Annotated in this window: 15 protein-coding genes and 1 pseudogene; 8 read left to right on the forward strand and 8 right to left on the reverse strand. The window is 46.6% G+C overall.

Features of this window, described 5'->3' with window-relative positions:
- Positions 1–59 precede the first annotated feature (59 nt).
- From BMX45_RS29665 to BMX45_RS29675, 3 genes are all read left to right on the forward strand, one after another.
- Positions 60–1,457, forward strand: a complete 1,398-nt coding sequence (locus tag BMX45_RS29665; RefSeq protein WP_090914243.1) for a catalase — start codon at positions 60–62, stop codon at positions 1,455–1,457.
- Positions 1,458–2,067: 610 nt separating this feature from the next.
- Complete coding sequence (locus BMX45_RS29670) at positions 2,068–2,994, forward strand: copper amine oxidase N-terminal domain-containing protein (protein WP_090914245.1); 927 nt, start codon at positions 2,068–2,070, stop codon at positions 2,992–2,994.
- A gap of 75 nt (positions 2,995–3,069) precedes the next feature.
- Positions 3,070–3,249, forward strand: a complete 180-nt coding sequence (locus BMX45_RS29675; RefSeq protein ID WP_090914247.1) for a hypothetical protein — start codon at positions 3,070–3,072, stop codon at positions 3,247–3,249.
- A 284-nt stretch (positions 3,250–3,533) separates the two neighbouring features.
- On the opposite strand, the gene BMX45_RS29680 is transcribed toward BMX45_RS29675, so the two are convergent.
- Positions 3,534–3,899 (reverse strand): DoxX family protein, encoded by a 366-nt coding sequence (locus BMX45_RS29680; RefSeq protein ID WP_090914249.1) that lies wholly within the window; start codon positions 3,897–3,899, stop codon positions 3,534–3,536.
- A gap of 232 nt (positions 3,900–4,131) precedes the next feature.
- On the opposite strand from BMX45_RS29680, the gene BMX45_RS29685 reads away from it, so the two are divergent.
- Positions 4,132–5,229, forward strand: coding sequence for an L-dopachrome tautomerase-related protein (locus BMX45_RS29685; protein ID WP_090914251.1), 1,098 nt, complete (start codon positions 4,132–4,134; stop codon positions 5,227–5,229).
- 372 nt (positions 5,230–5,601) lie between these two features.
- Here the strand turns inward: BMX45_RS29685 and BMX45_RS29690 are convergent, their stop codons facing one another.
- The 6 genes and pseudogenes from BMX45_RS29690 to BMX45_RS29715 all read right to left on the reverse strand — a co-directional run.
- On the reverse strand, positions 5,602–5,898 hold the full coding sequence (locus BMX45_RS29690) for a spore coat protein (protein ID WP_090914252.1): 297 nt from the start codon (positions 5,896–5,898) through the stop codon (positions 5,602–5,604).
- Between the two features lie 10 nt (positions 5,899–5,908).
- On the reverse strand, positions 5,909–6,109 hold the full coding sequence (locus BMX45_RS29695; RefSeq protein ID WP_090914254.1) for a hypothetical protein: 201 nt from the start codon (positions 6,107–6,109) through the stop codon (positions 5,909–5,911).
- 32 nt (positions 6,110–6,141) lie between these two features.
- Positions 6,142–7,278 carry a zinc-dependent alcohol dehydrogenase gene (locus tag BMX45_RS29700; protein WP_090914256.1) on the reverse strand — a complete coding sequence of 379 codons (1,137 nt, stop codon included), beginning with the start codon at positions 7,276–7,278 and terminating at the stop codon, positions 6,142–6,144.
- A complete protein-coding gene (locus tag BMX45_RS29705; RefSeq protein ID WP_090914259.1) occupies positions 7,275–7,661 on the reverse strand; it encodes a spore coat protein in 387 nt (128 codons plus the stop codon). Before BMX45_RS29705 ends, BMX45_RS29700 begins: the two co-directional genes overlap by 4 nt.
- A gap of 11 nt (positions 7,662–7,672) precedes the next feature.
- Positions 7,673–7,915 carry a spore gernimation protein GerQ gene (locus tag BMX45_RS29710; RefSeq protein WP_090914261.1) on the reverse strand — a complete coding sequence of 81 codons (243 nt, stop codon included), beginning with the start codon at positions 7,913–7,915 and terminating at the stop codon, positions 7,673–7,675.
- A 308-nt stretch (positions 7,916–8,223) separates the two neighbouring features.
- Positions 8,224–8,403, reverse strand: a pseudogene (locus tag BMX45_RS29715) (zinc-binding dehydrogenase); the annotation flags it as partial.
- Positions 8,404–8,672: 269 nt separating this feature from the next.
- Between BMX45_RS29715 and BMX45_RS29720 the strand changes: the two are divergent.
- Positions 8,673–9,278, forward strand: a complete 606-nt coding sequence (locus BMX45_RS29720) for a hypothetical protein (RefSeq protein WP_090914263.1) — start codon at positions 8,673–8,675, stop codon at positions 9,276–9,278.
- Positions 9,279–9,501: 223 nt separating this feature from the next.
- Here the strand turns inward: BMX45_RS29720 and BMX45_RS31525 are convergent, their stop codons facing one another.
- The gene (locus BMX45_RS31525; protein ID WP_175495238.1) at positions 9,502–9,675 is read right to left on the reverse strand and encodes a hypothetical protein; all 174 of its coding nucleotides are present in this window, start codon (positions 9,673–9,675) and stop codon (positions 9,502–9,504) included.
- A 345-nt stretch (positions 9,676–10,020) separates the two neighbouring features.
- Between BMX45_RS31525 and BMX45_RS29730 the strand changes: the two genes are divergently transcribed.
- The 3 genes from BMX45_RS29730 (at position 10,021) to BMX45_RS29740 (ending at position 15,480) form a co-directional block, all read left to right on the forward strand.
- Complete coding sequence (locus BMX45_RS29730; RefSeq protein ID WP_090914265.1) at positions 10,021–10,281, forward strand: hypothetical protein; 261 nt, start codon at positions 10,021–10,023, stop codon at positions 10,279–10,281.
- Between the two features lie 750 nt (positions 10,282–11,031).
- Positions 11,032–14,031, forward strand: coding sequence for a collagen-like triple helix repeat-containing protein (locus BMX45_RS32175; RefSeq protein WP_090914269.1), 3,000 nt, complete (start codon positions 11,032–11,034; stop codon positions 14,029–14,031).
- 286 nt (positions 14,032–14,317) lie between these two features.
- Positions 14,318–15,480, forward strand: a protein-coding gene (locus tag BMX45_RS29740) for an IS3 family transposase (RefSeq protein WP_368087188.1) whose coding sequence is annotated in 2 segments (ribosomal slippage) — positions 14,318–14,582 and positions 14,582–15,480 — 1,164 coding nt in all. Because the reading frame shifts where the segments join, the coding sequence is not laid out codon by codon here.
- The last annotated feature ends 80 nt before the right edge of the window (positions 15,481–15,560 follow it).

Here is a 15,560-nt window from a genome sequence, read left to right on the forward strand (position 1 = left end):
ATAACCGTACATAGCCATGCATATATATCCCCGAGAATGTAGGTAAGGGGGGCGGATCCATGGACGGTAACAAATCTAACAATCAGGCAAAAGCTCGAAGCTGGCAGGGAGGCAATGCTCAATCACAATGGAATGCTATGCAGTCGCCGGATCACCATTCGCAGACGGTGGGGGAACGGGGGCCGATTCTGGAACAGGACAGCATGCTGCATGAAACACTTGAAACCTTTGTCCACGAAAAGATATTAGAGCGTCCGGTCCATGTGAAGGGGTTTGGTGCCATGGGTTATTTTGAAACCCTTCACTCGATGGCCGCTTATACGAACCTGTGCTTCTTGCAGCAGCCGGGACAACGGGTACCCGTTACCGTTCGTTTCTCACTTGCGGTCAGCAACAAAGGGACACCAGACACATCCCGCAACGTGCGTGGATTCTCGACGAAATTTTATACCGAGCATGGCGTATTCGACCTGCTCTGTAATCATATCCCTGTGTTCCTCGTACGTGACCCGATCCGGTTCCCTGAGTCAATTCATGCTTTCCTGCCATCACCAGTTAACAACCTTATCGATCCGAATCGATTCTGGGGTTTCATTGCTACTGCGCCAGAGGCAACTCATTTCGTTGTACGTCTGTACTCGGACGAAGGGACGCTCAAGAGCTTCCGCCATACGCCAGGACACAGTGTTAACACCTATGTTTGGAAAAATGCACAGAACGTCCGCTTCTACGTCAAATATCGCTGGATTCCGTTGGCTGGAGAGCAATATATCGATGCGCAAGAAGCGGCTCGTTTGGCCTGCGAGAACCCGGATTATTCGGGTAAAGATCTGTATGACACGATTGCAAAAGGCACACCAGTCCAATACGGGTTGTATGTGCAGTTGATGAACCCGCAGGATGAGGCGAAGCTGTCGTTCGATCCGCTGGATGATACGAAAGTGTGGGATGTGCATCAATTCCCTCCGCTGCCAGTTGGTCGACTCGTATTGGATAAGAACCCTACTGATTATCAGGAGCAGATCGAGAAGCTGGCATTCTCTCCGTCAAATCTTCTAGATGGTGCCGAGCTGTCCGATGATAAGATGCTGCAAGGCCGCAGCAATATTTATTGGGATTCACAGCGGCATCGCCTTGGAACGGATTTCCGCAAAATTCCGATTAACCATCAAGCAAACTGGTCACCGACTGAACAGGTAACGAGCGGGGCAGGTCGCTATGTAGCCGGCCGGCTCGTTCGATCCGATATTCCGAAGGCCGATAATTTCACGCAAGCGGGACAATTCTATCAATCGCTCACACAAGTTCAGCAGGATCATCTTGTTCAGAACCTCGCTGATGACTTATCGGCGACTTCTCATGAGATTCAGAGGGTAGTGTTAGGCTATTTATTCCAGGCAGATGCAGCATTAGCCGAAAGGGTAGCACATCAGATCGCCACACCGAAGAAGGGATGATTCACGCAATTACATGAAGGAGAATGAGGTCAACCCATCCATTCGGTTGGCCTTTTTTGGTGTTGGCGGACAAGATCATTGTCCATTGAATGTCGCTATTCTATCAGCTTTTTAGTTTTATCGGTACAAGTTTTTGTACCGATTGCCGTAAAGTACAAGAACATAAGCCGATAACCGTTTAGATCCATATCGAACTGGTTTCCATGCAATTTCATTAAGCTAACGGGCAGTTTTGTCCCAATATGTGGTATTATCTGTATAACTTATTATCGCGTTACTTTAATTTCAGTACGTATGGGGGTGTGAGTAACATTAAACAGAAACATTTTGTTGGATTGTTCGGATCAATATTTCTCATTCTCTATGGTATATGGAAACTAAATCATTTTTTTGAACCAAAAGTTGGTCCAGTAGGTAACGGTCTTAGTGATACTGATGTGAAAATAGTGTGGATATTGTTTGGGATATCCATGGTTTTAGGCGTTGGTGGAGTGATATATTTTTCTTATTCTCTTCTTAAAAAGAAATGATTAATTAAGATTGGGGATAATCTCACGATTTATCTTGCGTCTATACATATAAGGACTTGTAAATATAGGAGGTTTTAGTGATGAAGAAATTAGTATTATATTCTTTTGCTGTTCTATGTTCTTCGCTTTTGTTACTTCCAACCAATGAGGCAGCCGCAGCAGTACATAGTCCAAAAGGAGCACAAGTTGTTGTGAATAATCATGACGTAGATTCAAAAGATATTCTCAACAAGAACAATCAGGTATTTATTAGTCTGACTTCACTCAAAGGTTTAGGTGGCTTAACCTTTGCCTGGAATAATACTTCTAAGCAAGTAACAGTGAAGGGGGACGGGACAAACTTAACGTTGACTATGAATAATAAAGTAGCACAAAAAAATGGAACTTCAGTTTCATTAAGTACTGCTCCATTTATTCAAAACGGTAAAACAATGATTCCCTTGCGCTTTATTGCTGAAGCGTTGGATGGTTCAATAACTTGGAATCAAAATAGCCAAACGGCGTTTGTTTCAAAACCGAGCACGAAACTGCTGACTGACGTTAAAAGTCGTTCATTAAGCACAGCCAGAAATGCTGCAATCAATCTTCCTAGAGTGTCACAGCTCCCGGAGGACTTTAAACCATTTATGGAAGCATCCAGTCTTCAGTATTATTTCCCAGTAAATACCATCGACCGATTCATCGAGGTCAATCATAATGTAATCCGCTATTATCAAATTACGAAGAACACAGCTTACCTTAAGTGGCAAGCTTTCATTAGCGAAAAGACCACTACGCAAGATAACCTTTATTTCATAAACCGCTCCTTTACAAAAGAGAGCGGTTCCCTGCCAAATTTTAAAGATACGACATTCGCCAACTTTCGCTGGATGCCTCATATTACTTCTACTGGATATGGATTAATCACTAAGGAGAACTGGAATGACGTTGTTCTTAAACAAGCCGAACTGCCTCAAGTTAATCTGAAGGAAAACTATATTATTGTTGACATTCCAGAAGAAACATAATATGAAATTGTCATAATAAGGAGTTTGCAGTGGACGCAATTATTATCGCTAAGTTTATTAGGAGTTGAGAACAGCATGAATTACTATAAAGGAGCAGTACCTGGATCAGATAACTTCATTTATTTTAAAAGCGAAGTCAAATTGAGGGAAAGCGATGTTGTTGTTTTAGAAGATAAGAGGTACTTCATTGAGCGTATGGATAATGGATTGTTGATTCTTCAGAGAGTTGGGTCAATTATATCTGTAAGTGTCTAATAGGCAAAAGGACAATAAGCTACTTATGCATCTTTGAAGAAGAAGCCGTCTCCGATTGGGCTGCTTCAGATCACTGGCTCCTTTTTTGTAAGGATCCGAAACGTGAAGCCGATTTTATCCGTTACATTGCCGCAAGCGGGGCTGAAGAAACTTGCCTGCAGCGGCTCATTCACTTGCCCCTCTTGTAGTGTTTCAAAATATGGGGTAGCCTTGTCCTTGTCATCGGAACATTTCTTACGAATCACATGTTCCAATTTCTTTCATCAAAGAGAAAGGGCTTTGTTTTATTTGTAAACTTTTCGATCTGTAGGTCTGAAATACCAGGAAGCAGCGATTAGAATAAGAAAAAGTATAGGGTAGGCAATAGTATCGCCTATAACAAGATGAGAAATTATCGCACCAGCTATTGTAAAGAAAAAACCAGCATAAGCCCATTCTTTGAGTAGTGGAAATTTTGGAACAAGTATGGCGGTCACGCCCAAAATTTTAGAAATGCCTAGTACCACGAGTAAATAAGAAGGGTATCCTAACTGCATCATTTTATCAACTTCTTCCTCCATTTTAATTAGTTGAACTATTCCGGTCGTAAGCATTCCTAATGAAAGCCAAACTGTAGCAATCCAATAAATAATTTTGTTTCTTTTTGACATGAAAAGCCCCTCCTTGATATTAATATTGATATAGCAGATAATATCATTAGACACCTTTTGGTGTCGTTTTGAATTATATGACACCTTTTGGTGACGTGTCAACACTTAGATACGAAATCTAAGTGGCTCAAATCTTGTGGACAGTGCAGAAATATTTATCGAGAACCAGGCACTACAACAAAATTTCATCATATATAGTTGATATCCGTTCGGATTTGATGAGGAGGATATCATGCAACCTATGTTACCTATGGAAAAATATTTTGGGCAGTTTGAACTGGTGCATGCTTTTTATGGGGCAATGCCCACAGGTGTCAGCGTATCCGAAACCGGTCGTATTTTTGTTTGCTTTCCGAAATGGGGAGACGATGTTCCATTTACTGTGGCGGAAATTGTTGAGGGTGAATTGCAGCCTTATCCCAGTTTAGAAACTAATTTGGTTAATGCTAGTAATATTACAATGTCTTTCGTTAGTGTCCAAAGTATCGTTGCGGATGGAAGAGGAACACTTTGGGTACTAGATACAGGGGCACCAAATTTTTCTGAACCTATTCAAGGGGGAGCAAAATTAGTTGCTGTTGATTTAAGCACGAATACAATAAGGAGAGTATTTACCTTTACAGAAGATGTAGTCTTGCCAACAACTTATCTGAATGATGTCCGTTTGGATTTTCGGGTTGGAAGAGCAGGGTATGCATATATAACGGATTCTTCTTCCAGAGGGCCAGGGGCTATAATCGTTGTAGATTTAGAAAATGGGAGCGCCTTTAGACGGTTAAATGGGGCAAAATCAACTTCACCTGATCCCTATTTTTTACCGAAAGTAGAAGGTGAAATTTTGATGAATCGAAACCCGGACGGCTCGACTTTCCCATTTAGATTGGCTTCCGATAGTTTAGCGATTTCTGCTGATGGAAAGGTTTTATTTTATGCTCCGCTAACCAGCCGTCAATTGTTCTCAATCTCAACAGAAACCTTACGAGACAGAAGGATACAGGACATGAATTTATCCCAATATGTGCAGTATTGGGGGGAAAAAGGTGCTTCTGATGGAATGATTACCGACGCAAAAGGAACCGTTTATGCGGGAGATTATGAAAACAACAGTATCCGGAAGATATTGCCGAATGGCGCAATGGAAACCATCGCACATGACCCGAGAATTTTATGGCCGGATACTTTTTCGATTGGCCCCGATCAATACTTATATGTCATTGTGAATCAATTACATCGGCAGGCGAGATTTCATTATGGAAGAGACCTGCGGGAAAAACCATATAGTTTACTTCGTATGAGAATTGATGAATTCCCTGCGCCTACCTTTTCTTAATAATCTTGAAACGAAGGTAGCTATCCCTTGTCAGGGAGCTGACTTTTTTGTCAGTTAAAATTATGATATTTTCCCGCAACTGGTCACCTGACCCCGAAAACGTTTGCGCAGCAAATAATTAAGGGCTTTTTGAGGTCGGATGACGATGGTGTACTTGGCGGGAAAATGTTGCTTCCTAGAAGCAAAAGCCCCTCCGCAGTTTTGCGGAAAGGGCCATCTCAAAACATGCTTTGCCTTAAGGGGCGCCCGTCTTTGACGTGAACCTGTTTGACTATAACGGGGAACATTTTGTTCTCTAAAGTCTCCGGATTAAATTAAAAACGTGCTTGAGCCATTGTGGTTTTATGCATTATGCCTGGACGAAATACGGTGTCAGGACAGAATGTTCATAGCGGTCTGAATGTTTTTCAGATCAAGCTGAATTTGCTCTGGAATTAGGTAGGGATGGTATAGGCCCCGCTGCATCATGTAGTTTGTTATCTTTTCATGGGAGTCTATGGCTTCTTCGAGCTGTTTCATTAAAATTTGCTTGATTTCAGGGGTGGCACATTCGGTCACAGCCATGGCGTAGTTTCTGACTCCGCTCTTGGCGTTCATCAATAAATCCATTGCGATCACGTCATCGGTCAGCATATGAAGACCTGTCATGTGTTCTAATATTGGGTTCATTTTTTATCTCCTATACCGTTGCTTTAGACAGCACTCCACCAAGCTCCTGAAGCTGCTGTTGTGATAATGTTACATCTTGTTGCAAAATTTGCATGAGCTCCGGGTCGGTTACCAGAGCTTGCATGGTCTTGGATTTAGTCATGCAAACCGTCTTGAACGCAGCTATTTCATGTACCTCAAGCATCTCATGCAAAGCATAATTGGAATTCATTCGGATTGTCCTCCTGTGTATCTATACATAATTTAAGGCTTTAAGATGACTTTAATGCAATCGTCCGTTTTGGTATCGAACACTTCATAGCCCCGTTTTGCGTCGCTGAGCGGAATGACGTGCGTAACAATGTCTCCTGGATCCACTTTTCCAGAAGTAACCAAATCATACATGTACGGCATGTAGTGGATGACCGGAGCTTGTCCGGAGCGGATGTTCACGTTTCGCTGCATGATGTCGCCGAGCGGGAATCCGTTATAGCGTCCACCGTATACCCCAGTGACTTGGATGGTCCCGCCTTTGCGGACAGCCTGAGATGCAATGATAAATGCGCTCATGGTGCCGCCTTGCAGTTTCAAACCACTGGCTAGAAACTCAAGATCGCTCATCTTGCCGTCCATGCCTACCGCATCAATGACGACATCGGCGCCGCCTTTAGTCATTTCCTTGAGAGTGTTGCCGATATTCTGATCCTGTTCGAAGTTCACGATTTCCACATGGTTCGTTCGCTTTGCATGCTGTAAGCGGTAATCGACATAGTCGACGGCGATGACCCGTTTCGCTCCTTTCAGCCAGCAGAATTTCTGGGCCAGAAGTCCGACCGGACCGCATCCGAGCACGATAACCGTATCTCCATTCTTTACGCCGGCGTTATCTACGCTCCAGAATGCCGTCGTCATGGCATCGGCGATCAAACTTAGCTTTTCGTCAGGTTGCTCGCAGTTTTCAGGAATCTTGAAGTGGGTGAAATTAGCAAACGGAACCCGTAAGTACTCAGCTTGCCCGCCAGGGTAACCACCGGTCGTTCCGGAGTAACCGAAATAGGCGCCCATATCCCCGTGTTCGTTTGAATTGTCGCATTGGCTTTCCAGCTGATTCTTACAATAAAAGCATTCTCCGCATGCGATGTTGAACGGGATGATCACCCGGTCGCCTTTCTTTACCTTGGTCACTCCAGGACCTACTTCTTCTACAATCCCCATCGGTTCATGCCCGATGACATAGTTTTCCTGAAGGTTAGGGATCATTCCGTGAATCAGGTGAAGGTCCGAACCGCAAATGGCGGAACTGGTGACTCTTACGATCATATCGTCCGGTTTTTGAATCTTCGGATCCGGCACCTCTTTGACCACGACATTTTTAATCCCTTGATACGTTACCGCCTTCATGCTTTGTGTCCTCCAATATGTTCATCTGGGGTCCGATCAAACATCCCTTTACGCGACGTATCATCCGGGAACAAATTCATCTGCCCGATCATCACCGTATTGTTTGCCGAAAGCTGGTCGAGTTGGTACTGTTCGTTCAGCTCGTAAGGATGGAACCATTTTTTACGAATCATGAGCTCCGTGATTTCTTGGTGCAATGCAATCCCCTGCTTAAGATGATTGTGCAGGAGGGCTCTTACATCTGGTGAAGCCGTTTCCGTCAGGGCGATGGACAAATTACGCACACCCTCCTTGGCACGAAGAAGGAAGTCCATGGCAAAAGTCATATCCGCCATTTCCGGCATATTTAATGAATTAATCGGGTCTAAATAATCGGTATTCATTTGATTTCCCCTTAATGTGTTATAGGTGTCGGGCTATTCGGAACAGGCGCTTGGAAAGGAGCTCTTGCGTAGATTGCTTGCAGCTCGGCGAGCTGTTGTATGGATTGGATTACGTCTTTCTGCATTAAGGCTTTTAGCTCTTGATCAAAGACCAGGCCTTGCATAAGTTTTGACTTAGCGAGGCAGAGCGTTTTAAAGTTTAACGCTTCATGCAGTTCCATCGATTCGTGCGGTGCTAGCATTGGATTTTTCATTCAGAAATGATCACCTCCTTTTTTCATCAACATTAGATTTTCCAACGTATCGGATCTTATACTAAAATGGATTGCAAGAGATGTAAGATCCGAATATTCCCATACAGTCGCAGGAATATAAAAAAATTCTTAAACTCATACCAAAAAACCAACCGCTATGCGGGTGGAGGGATCGAGGGTTTGACCAACATGACCATTCCGATAAAACCGTGATGGTCAGGCTCAAGGAATGGTGTGTCGGTCAAGGTCAGTAGGGGAGTGAGACAAGAAACAACACGTAGCGCGCAAGCACTCGTGTTGTTTCGCTGTTAGATGTAGTTTGTGTTCATCAGCAAAATTCTTCCCCGTCCATGCCTTGCTTCGCTTTTCTCCAGCGCTTTATCCGCTTGATTAAGCGGGAAAATGGAATCAACCTCTGTTTTAATCGTTCCTTCGGCCAGTAGCTCCGTTAAACTCTTCAAGTCCTCACGGGTAGGAAATTTAGTGTTGAATTTAGCTGTAACACCATGCTTTTAAAATCAACGGCTTGCCACGTGACCACAATTATCAAATTGCTTCGATTGCCGCTAAATCATAACTTCGCATATTACCACAAAAGAGTGATGAGTTGATAGGGATGGATGCGGTTGATCACGAGCATTTTCATATTTAAGATAAAAGAGAGACCGATTGATTGCTACGCTAACGGGATAATTTACATTATCAGATATAAAAAGGGCGAAGCCAGAGAAGAGAAGGAAATAATGGAGGGATACATATGATAAACATAATTGAAGAACTTAAGAAAATGTCCCAAAAAAGAGGCTATGAAAATAAAGACGAATTTCAACAGCTGCTGGAAAGAAGTAAGGATTTAACGTTGTCAAATGAAGATGTGGAATTTTTAATAGAGCTATATTTTAAGGCTAAAAATTTGTACATTCGCAACACAATATTGAAAGCACTTGTGTCCTGTGAAGATATTGATTTAAAGGAATTCTTCTTAAAAGCGTTTAAAAAAGAGCGCTACCTTGATATGAGGTTGACTGCAATTCGAGGCTATGCAAAGTATGCGACTGAGAAAGAAGTTGAGAAACTGATGTCTAAATTCATAGAAATTCTGATGAAGCGACCTGAAAGCACACCTTATAACTTTCAAGAATATGAGCTGATTCGTTCTGCTTTTGGGCTGCCGTATTTAGTAAATCAATATGGATATGCATGTTTTATTCAGGCATATGAGCAGGAAGAAAAACAATATAATGCCATGCCAGATGTTTTCAAAGGACATTTTACTTTAAATGAAAGAGGGGATATTGTCCAACTTCGTTCAATAGGAGAAGGGAAGAAGATGCTTGATGAATTTAGGAGCAGAGGTAAGTGAAGTTTTGACAGCATGGGAAAACGCGGATAAATCAAAAGATGAATAGTGTTAGAATCCGTCACTTACCAGTATCTATACTAATAAAGCTAAACAATAAACCCTGTAAACTCTGGACTCCACAACATCCCCGATTTTGACCAGGTTCGCATTTTCGCACAAGCTCTAATCCTCGGCTCAGCGTAGACGAAATTGTGATCCACTGGTAATTAACGGCTTTATAGCGCTATGTGTTGGCGCCTAGATCGATAATACCGGCTGGGCGCATTTTAGCGTTGTCTAGCGCAGGTACGGCCGCCAGCCAACCGAACTCTTCATTCTTATATCCCGTTATAAAAACATTCGCATACAACCGGTTAATCACCTTTGCGCCAAATATCCGATCGATGACCGGTTTCATACATGCATTCCTGTTTCTTACCTCCCCACCATGGCATGCGCTTCAATCTGCTGAAATAACGCTTCTCCGTGGCCTTTCAATTAACGGAAAAATCCCGAAACTTGCGGACGGCGCGGGACGGGTTGTCCTGGCTGCATGCCAAAGGGGGTAAGACAGAGGATAGACCGGGTGAAGTCTATGCAAAGTGCTCTGAGCTTGTAGTCATACGGCTACGCATGCAGAGGTCTATCGATGTGGCGATCTCATCATGGACATTTGTCGAAACGTCCAGTATTGATGAGCAGTTTATGGACGTCACGGGATCTATTCATCTCCATGCTGACGCCCCTTTAAGAGTTGGCCCATTTGATCCAGATGGGAGCGGACTTTGATTGTCCCACCGGCTTCTCCAGGCAAAAGAAGATAGAGGACCCGACTAACCATTCAAGCATACTGCCGGGACTGCAAGCTGCTGAAAGAGATTGGGATGGCTTGCGGGTTGGCATTAGCTTGACGCAGCTCACTCCCGAAAGTGAATCCCAGATGTCTCTGTTTGATACTGGCCCTGAGAAACAAATGGCATTAGAACGGACAACTGATGCTCTAAAAATGGAAATTCAACTGTGATTCGGGCGGTCTCAATGACGGCAGCGGGTCAAGCACTTGATCGATCAACTAAGATAGGATGTCATTATAAATGTCAATAATACGTAAAAAGCTCAAGGGAAACGGACTATGGGAGTCCAGTCGTGAGTCGATCCCATTATCTGTAGGTTCAACTCATTTTATGTCATGCTGGGATAAGTTTATACAGTCTTTTAATGCAAAATGAGGTTGTACAATTTTGAAATTGATCAATTGTCGATGAGTTACCTCATATATATTACAAATAAGATGTATCAACGTGAGGTGGGAAAAAGTCTGAAAAAATTCAAATCAAACCGCACACGGCCGAACTTAAGGCGTATCAAAAAAGAGATTAAACTTAGCCGTAGGTTGATTCGGAAACTGAAGTGTGCATTATATCAAAATCGGAGCGATGCAATTTCCAGAAGAAACAAGGCTCATGCGATAAGAAAAAGGCGTTTATCTCAAAAGAGAAAACGATGCAATCTAGTTCGCAATAAAAAAAACATTTTGGGGCCAAAAGGTGTTACTGGAGCCACTGGGGCTACGGGGCCTACAGGTATGAGCGGGCTACAAGGTTCTGTAGGTTCTATTGGGGCACAAGGAGCTAGAGGGGCAACCGGTATTGGACTTAGCGGCGTTGTCCCTTTTGATCCGAATATGAGTTATTTGTATCCCCAAGGACAAGTGGTTACTTATAACGGAAGTACGTATTTGACTAACGTTGCTAATCCCGAAGGATTACCCGGAATGTCCCCAGACTATACTTTACTTGCAGCGGAAGGAGCAACCGGTGCAACAGGAGCAACGGGAGCGACAGGTGAAACGGGGGCAACTGGAGCGACCGGAGCAACCGGTGCAACGGGAGTGACAGGAGCAACCGGAGCAACCGGTGCAACGGGAGTGACAGGAGCGACAGGTGAAACGGGTGCAACAGGAGCTACAGGAGCAACGGGAGCAACGGGTGCAACCGGAGCCACCGGAGCTACAGGAGCAACGGGGGCAACAGGTGCAACCGGAGCAACGGGAACAACGGGAGCAACCGGGGCAACAGGCACAACTGGGGCAACCGGAGCTACAGGAACAACCGGAGCTACAGGAGCTACAGGTGCAACAGGTGAAACGGGAGCGACTGGGGAAAGAGGGGCAACGGGAGCAACAGGAGCCACCGGCGCAACGGGTGCAACCGGAGTAACAGGAGCGACAGGTGAAACGGGTGCAACAGGAGCAACGGGTGTAACAGGATCAACAGGGGTAACAGGAGCCACAGGAGCAACGGGAGTGACAGGAGCCACCGGAGAAACAGGAGCCACCGGAGCGACTGGTGCAACCGGAGCTACAGGAGTCACGGGAGAAACAGGAGCAACGGGTGCAACAGGACCTACAGGAGCAACGGGTGCAACAGGACCTACAGGAGCAACGGGAGCAACCGGACCAACAGGAGCAACGGGAGTAACTGGAGCAACTGGTGCAACAGGACCTACAGGAGTAACAGGAGCAACAGGGGTAACTGGAGCAACGGGGGCAACCGGAGAAACCGGAGTCACAGGAGCCACAGGAGCAACGGGAGCAACAGGGGTAACTGGAGCGACAGGAGCAACGGGGGCAACGGGGGCAACGGGGGCAACGGGGGCAACGGGGGCAACCGGAGAAACCGGAGCCACGGGAGCAACGGGTGCAACAGGAGCCACCGGCGAAACAGGAGCAACGGGGGCAACGGGGGCAACCGGAGAAACCGGAGCCACGGGAGTGACAGGAGCGACGGGAGAAACAGGAGCTACAGGAGCGACAGGAGCGACGGGGGCAACGGGGGCAACCGGAGAAACCGGAGCCACGGGAGCAACGGGTGCAACAGGAGCCACCGGCGAAACAGGAGCAACGGGGGCAACGGGGGCAACCGGAGAAACCGGAGCCACGGGAGTGACAGGAGCGACGGGAGCAACGGGAGCAACGGGAGCAACCGGAGCAACGGGAGCCACGGGAGCAACGGGAGCAACCGGAGCCACGGGAGCAACGGGTGCAACAGGAGCCACCGGCGAAACAGGAGCAACGGGGGCAACAGGAGCTACAGGAGTAACAGGAGCAACAGGGGTAACAGGAGCAACGGGAGCAACGGGAGCAACGGGAGCAACGGGAGCAACCGGAGCAACGGGAGCCACGGGAGCAACGGGAGCAACCGGACCAACCGGACCAACAGGAGCAACTGGTGCAACAGGAGCTACAGGAGTAACAGGAGCAACAGGGGTAACTGGAGCCACTGGAGCGACAGGTGAAACGGGGGCAACCGGAGCTACAGGAGCAACAGGGGTAACAGGAGCAACGGGAACAACGGGAGCAACCGGACCAACAGGAGCAACAGGAGCAACCGGAGCAACAGGAGCAACCGGAGCAACCGGACCAACAGGAGCTACAGGAGCAACCGGAGCTACCGGAGCAACCGGACCAACAGGAGCAACCGGACCAACAGGAGCAACTGGTGCAACCGGAGCTACAGGAGAAACAGGAGCTACAGGGGTAACAGGAGCAACGGGAGCGACCGGTGAAACGGGGGCAACCGGAGAAACGGGAGCGACAGGTGAAACGGGGGCAACCGGAGCTACAGGAGCAACAGGGGTAACAGGAGCAACGGGAGCAACGGGAGCAACAGGAGCTACAGGAGCAACCGGAGCAACAGGAGCCACGGGAGTAACAGGAGCAACGGGAGCGACAGGAGCAACGGGAGCAACAGGTGCAACCGGGGCAACGGGAACAACGGGAGTCACAGGAGTCACAGGAGTCACAGGGGCAACCGGGGCAACGGGTGCACCCGGAGCAACCGGACCAACAGGAGCAACCGGAGTCACAGGAGCCACGGGAGCCACAGGAGCAACGGGGGCAACCGGAGCAACAGGAGCAACCGGTCCAACAGGAGCAACCGGAGCCACAGGAGCAACCGGAGTCACAGGAGCAACGGGAGCAACTGGAGCAACGGGAGCAACGGGAGCCATAGGAGCAACCGGAGCAACCGGAGTCACAGGAGCAACGGGTGCAACAGGAGTCACGGGAGCAACCGGAGCAACAGGTGCCACGGGTGCAACAGGAGCGACAGGGGTAACAGGAGCAACGGGAGCAACGGGTGCCACGGGGGCAAACGGAGCCACCGGAGCGACTGGGGAAAGAGGAGCCACCGGCGCAACTGGAGTCACAGGAGCCACGGGGGCAACCGGAGCAACAGGGGCAACGGGAACAACCGGTGCGACAGGCGCAACTGGAGTAACAGGAGCCACAGGAACAACGGGAGCAACCGGAGCCACAGGAGCCACAGGAGCCACAGGAGCAACCGGGGCAACTGGAGTCACAGGCCCAACGGGAGCCTCAGGTATATTCCAGCAATTCCAAGTATCCGAGAATACTCCTAACACCTCTGGAAGCTCTGCAATTTTGCTAACTGCAGCACCAACTACACTTAAGACGATTACCGTTACGGCGATCCCTGCAGGGAGCAGGGTTTGGTTAACAGGTATAGTTGGTTGGGAATCAACTGCAGGAACCTCATCAATTCAGTTACAGATTCTTCGCGGAGCAACTGTTATCTTCAGTACGAATGCCCATGCTGCAGCCAATAATGCGTTTGCGACAACAAACGTTAACCACGTAGACACAACACCAGGGACTGGCAATGTCACGTATTCATTAACTGCTTTAATGTTAGTGGGAACCGGTACGGCAATAGGAGGAATAACTTTTACAGGCTCTTTAATCAATCCTTAATAAAGTAAGCAAGGATATTGTTTTTGGGCACTGAGTGATGATGAATAGAATGAAAGACAAGAACCATCTAACTGTCGTATACGAAATATCTGTGGGGGACTGGAACCCTTGTGCCGGAGAAAGGTCCCCACGGCTTATGCTAACGGGGCCCTATTTTTTTACTCTTGAGATTTGTATATGTTCTCATTGAAAGTCGCTATATTGGTATTATCCCCTTTTAGTAGACAAGTGAAAAAAGACATCTGTTAAGATGGACTTAATCTTGCCTAACGAAGGGGATTTTTTCATGGCTAAAAAAGGACAAACTTACCGGCGGTACTCCTTGGAATTAAAATTGGAGGCGGCCCGGCTGGTCAACGAAGAACATATGAGTATACGTGAAGTAGCGAAACGTTTGGATATTCAAAATAAATCTCAAGTACAAGTATGGGCGGCGAAAACAAAACGTGGAATGAGCCTAGAACCTGCCACATCCAAACGGGGACGTCCCCGAACGAAGTTTTCCAGTATGGAAGAAGAGATGGCATACTTGCGAGCGGAGATTGAATATTTAAAAAAGCAGTATCCAAATCTGCACAAGGAGTGACGAGTAAAGCTGCTAGATTTCAGATCATCGAGGACCTGCGAGTATGCCATCGTCTTGTTTGGCTCTTGAAGTTAGCCGCGGTTTCCCGTTCAGGCTATTACAAGTGGAGAAAAAGCTTGCAAGCGGCAAAAGAACGTAGACAAAAGCAGCATGAATTGGAATCGCATCTGCTTGCCATCCATCGCATACATCCCTACTTTGGTTATCTTCGAATGACGGTAGCTTTACGGAGGGAAGGCATTAGGGTCAACCACAAAAAGGTGTACCGATTAATGAAACAATTAGGAATCTGTTCTGTCATTCGAAAGAAGCGTCGATTCTTTGGAAAACAAGCTTCTGTGGTAAATCCGAATCGGCTTCAGCGCCAGTTTAAGGCGGATACGCCACGAACTAAACTGGTCACAGATATTACCTACATTCGTGCTGGAGAACAATTTGTGTACCTGTCTGTGATTCAGGATTTATACAATAACGAGATTGTAGCTTGGCATCTTTCGGAACGAAATGACCTCGCTTTGGTTCATGAAACGCTGGATCGACTCCGTCAGCACGTGGATGTGAGTGGGGTAATCCTACACTCGGATCAAGGATTTCAATACACGTCAAAACCATTTAACCGTAAGCTGAAACAACTCGGCATGCTAGGCAGTCACTCTAGACGAGGAAATTGCCTAGACAATGCCTGTATCGAGTCGTTCTTCTCTCATTTAAAGACCGAGAAAATATACTTGAATGAGGCAGCAAACAAAGCAGAGGTTGAACAGCAAGTGAATGAATACATTCTGTTCTATAACCAGGACCGATTCCAGAAAAAATTAAACGACCGTTCCCCGGTAGAATACCGAGAAACGGCCGCAGCTTAAATCTTGTCTTTTTTGTACTGTCTACTTGACAGGGTTATGACCATATAAGCGGCTTTCGTATTATCAGGTTAGCCAGAATC

Source organism: Paenibacillus sp. cl141a (assembly GCF_900109305.1).
Classification (GTDB): Bacteria; Bacillota; Bacilli; order Paenibacillales; family Paenibacillaceae; genus Paenibacillus_AQ; species Paenibacillus_AQ lautus_A.

What these genes read in the sequence shown, in the direction of transcription:
- BMX45_RS29675 (WP_090914247.1), top strand. Translation starts at nt 3,070, where the DNA reads ATGAATTACTATAAAGGAGCAGTACCTGGATCAGATAACTTCATTTAT.
- BMX45_RS29695 (WP_090914254.1), bottom strand. Translation starts at nt 6,109, where the DNA reads ATGAATTCCAATTATGCTTTGCATGAGATGCTTGAGGTACATGAAATA.
- BMX45_RS29670 (WP_090914245.1), top strand. Translation starts at nt 2,068, where the DNA reads ATGAAGAAATTAGTATTATATTCTTTTGCTGTTCTATGTTCTTCGCTT.
- BMX45_RS29700 (WP_090914256.1), bottom strand. Translation starts at nt 7,278, where the DNA reads ATGAAGGCGGTAACGTATCAAGGGATTAAAAATGTCGTGGTCAAAGAG.
- BMX45_RS29685 (WP_090914251.1), top strand. Translation starts at nt 4,132, where the DNA reads ATGCAACCTATGTTACCTATGGAAAAATATTTTGGGCAGTTTGAACTG.
- BMX45_RS29680 (WP_090914249.1), bottom strand. Translation starts at nt 3,899, where the DNA reads ATGTCAAAAAGAAACAAAATTATTTATTGGATTGCTACAGTTTGGCTT.
- BMX45_RS32175 (WP_090914269.1), top strand. Translation starts at nt 11,032, where the DNA reads ATGTCCCCAGACTATACTTTACTTGCAGCGGAAGGAGCAACCGGTGCA.
- BMX45_RS29705 (WP_090914259.1), bottom strand. Translation starts at nt 7,661, where the DNA reads ATGAATACCGATTATTTAGACCCGATTAATTCATTAAATATGCCGGAA.
- BMX45_RS29690 (WP_090914252.1), bottom strand. Translation starts at nt 5,898, where the DNA reads ATGAACCCAATATTAGAACACATGACAGGTCTTCATATGCTGACCGAT.
- BMX45_RS29710 (WP_090914261.1), bottom strand. Translation starts at nt 7,915, where the DNA reads ATGAAAAATCCAATGCTAGCACCGCACGAATCGATGGAACTGCATGAA.
- BMX45_RS31525 (WP_175495238.1), bottom strand. Translation starts at nt 9,675, where the DNA reads ATGAAACCGGTCATCGATCGGATATTTGGCGCAAAGGTGATTAACCGG.
- BMX45_RS29665 (WP_090914243.1), top strand. Translation starts at nt 60, where the DNA reads ATGGACGGTAACAAATCTAACAATCAGGCAAAAGCTCGAAGCTGGCAG.
- BMX45_RS29720 (WP_090914263.1), top strand. Translation starts at nt 8,673, where the DNA reads ATGATAAACATAATTGAAGAACTTAAGAAAATGTCCCAAAAAAGAGGC.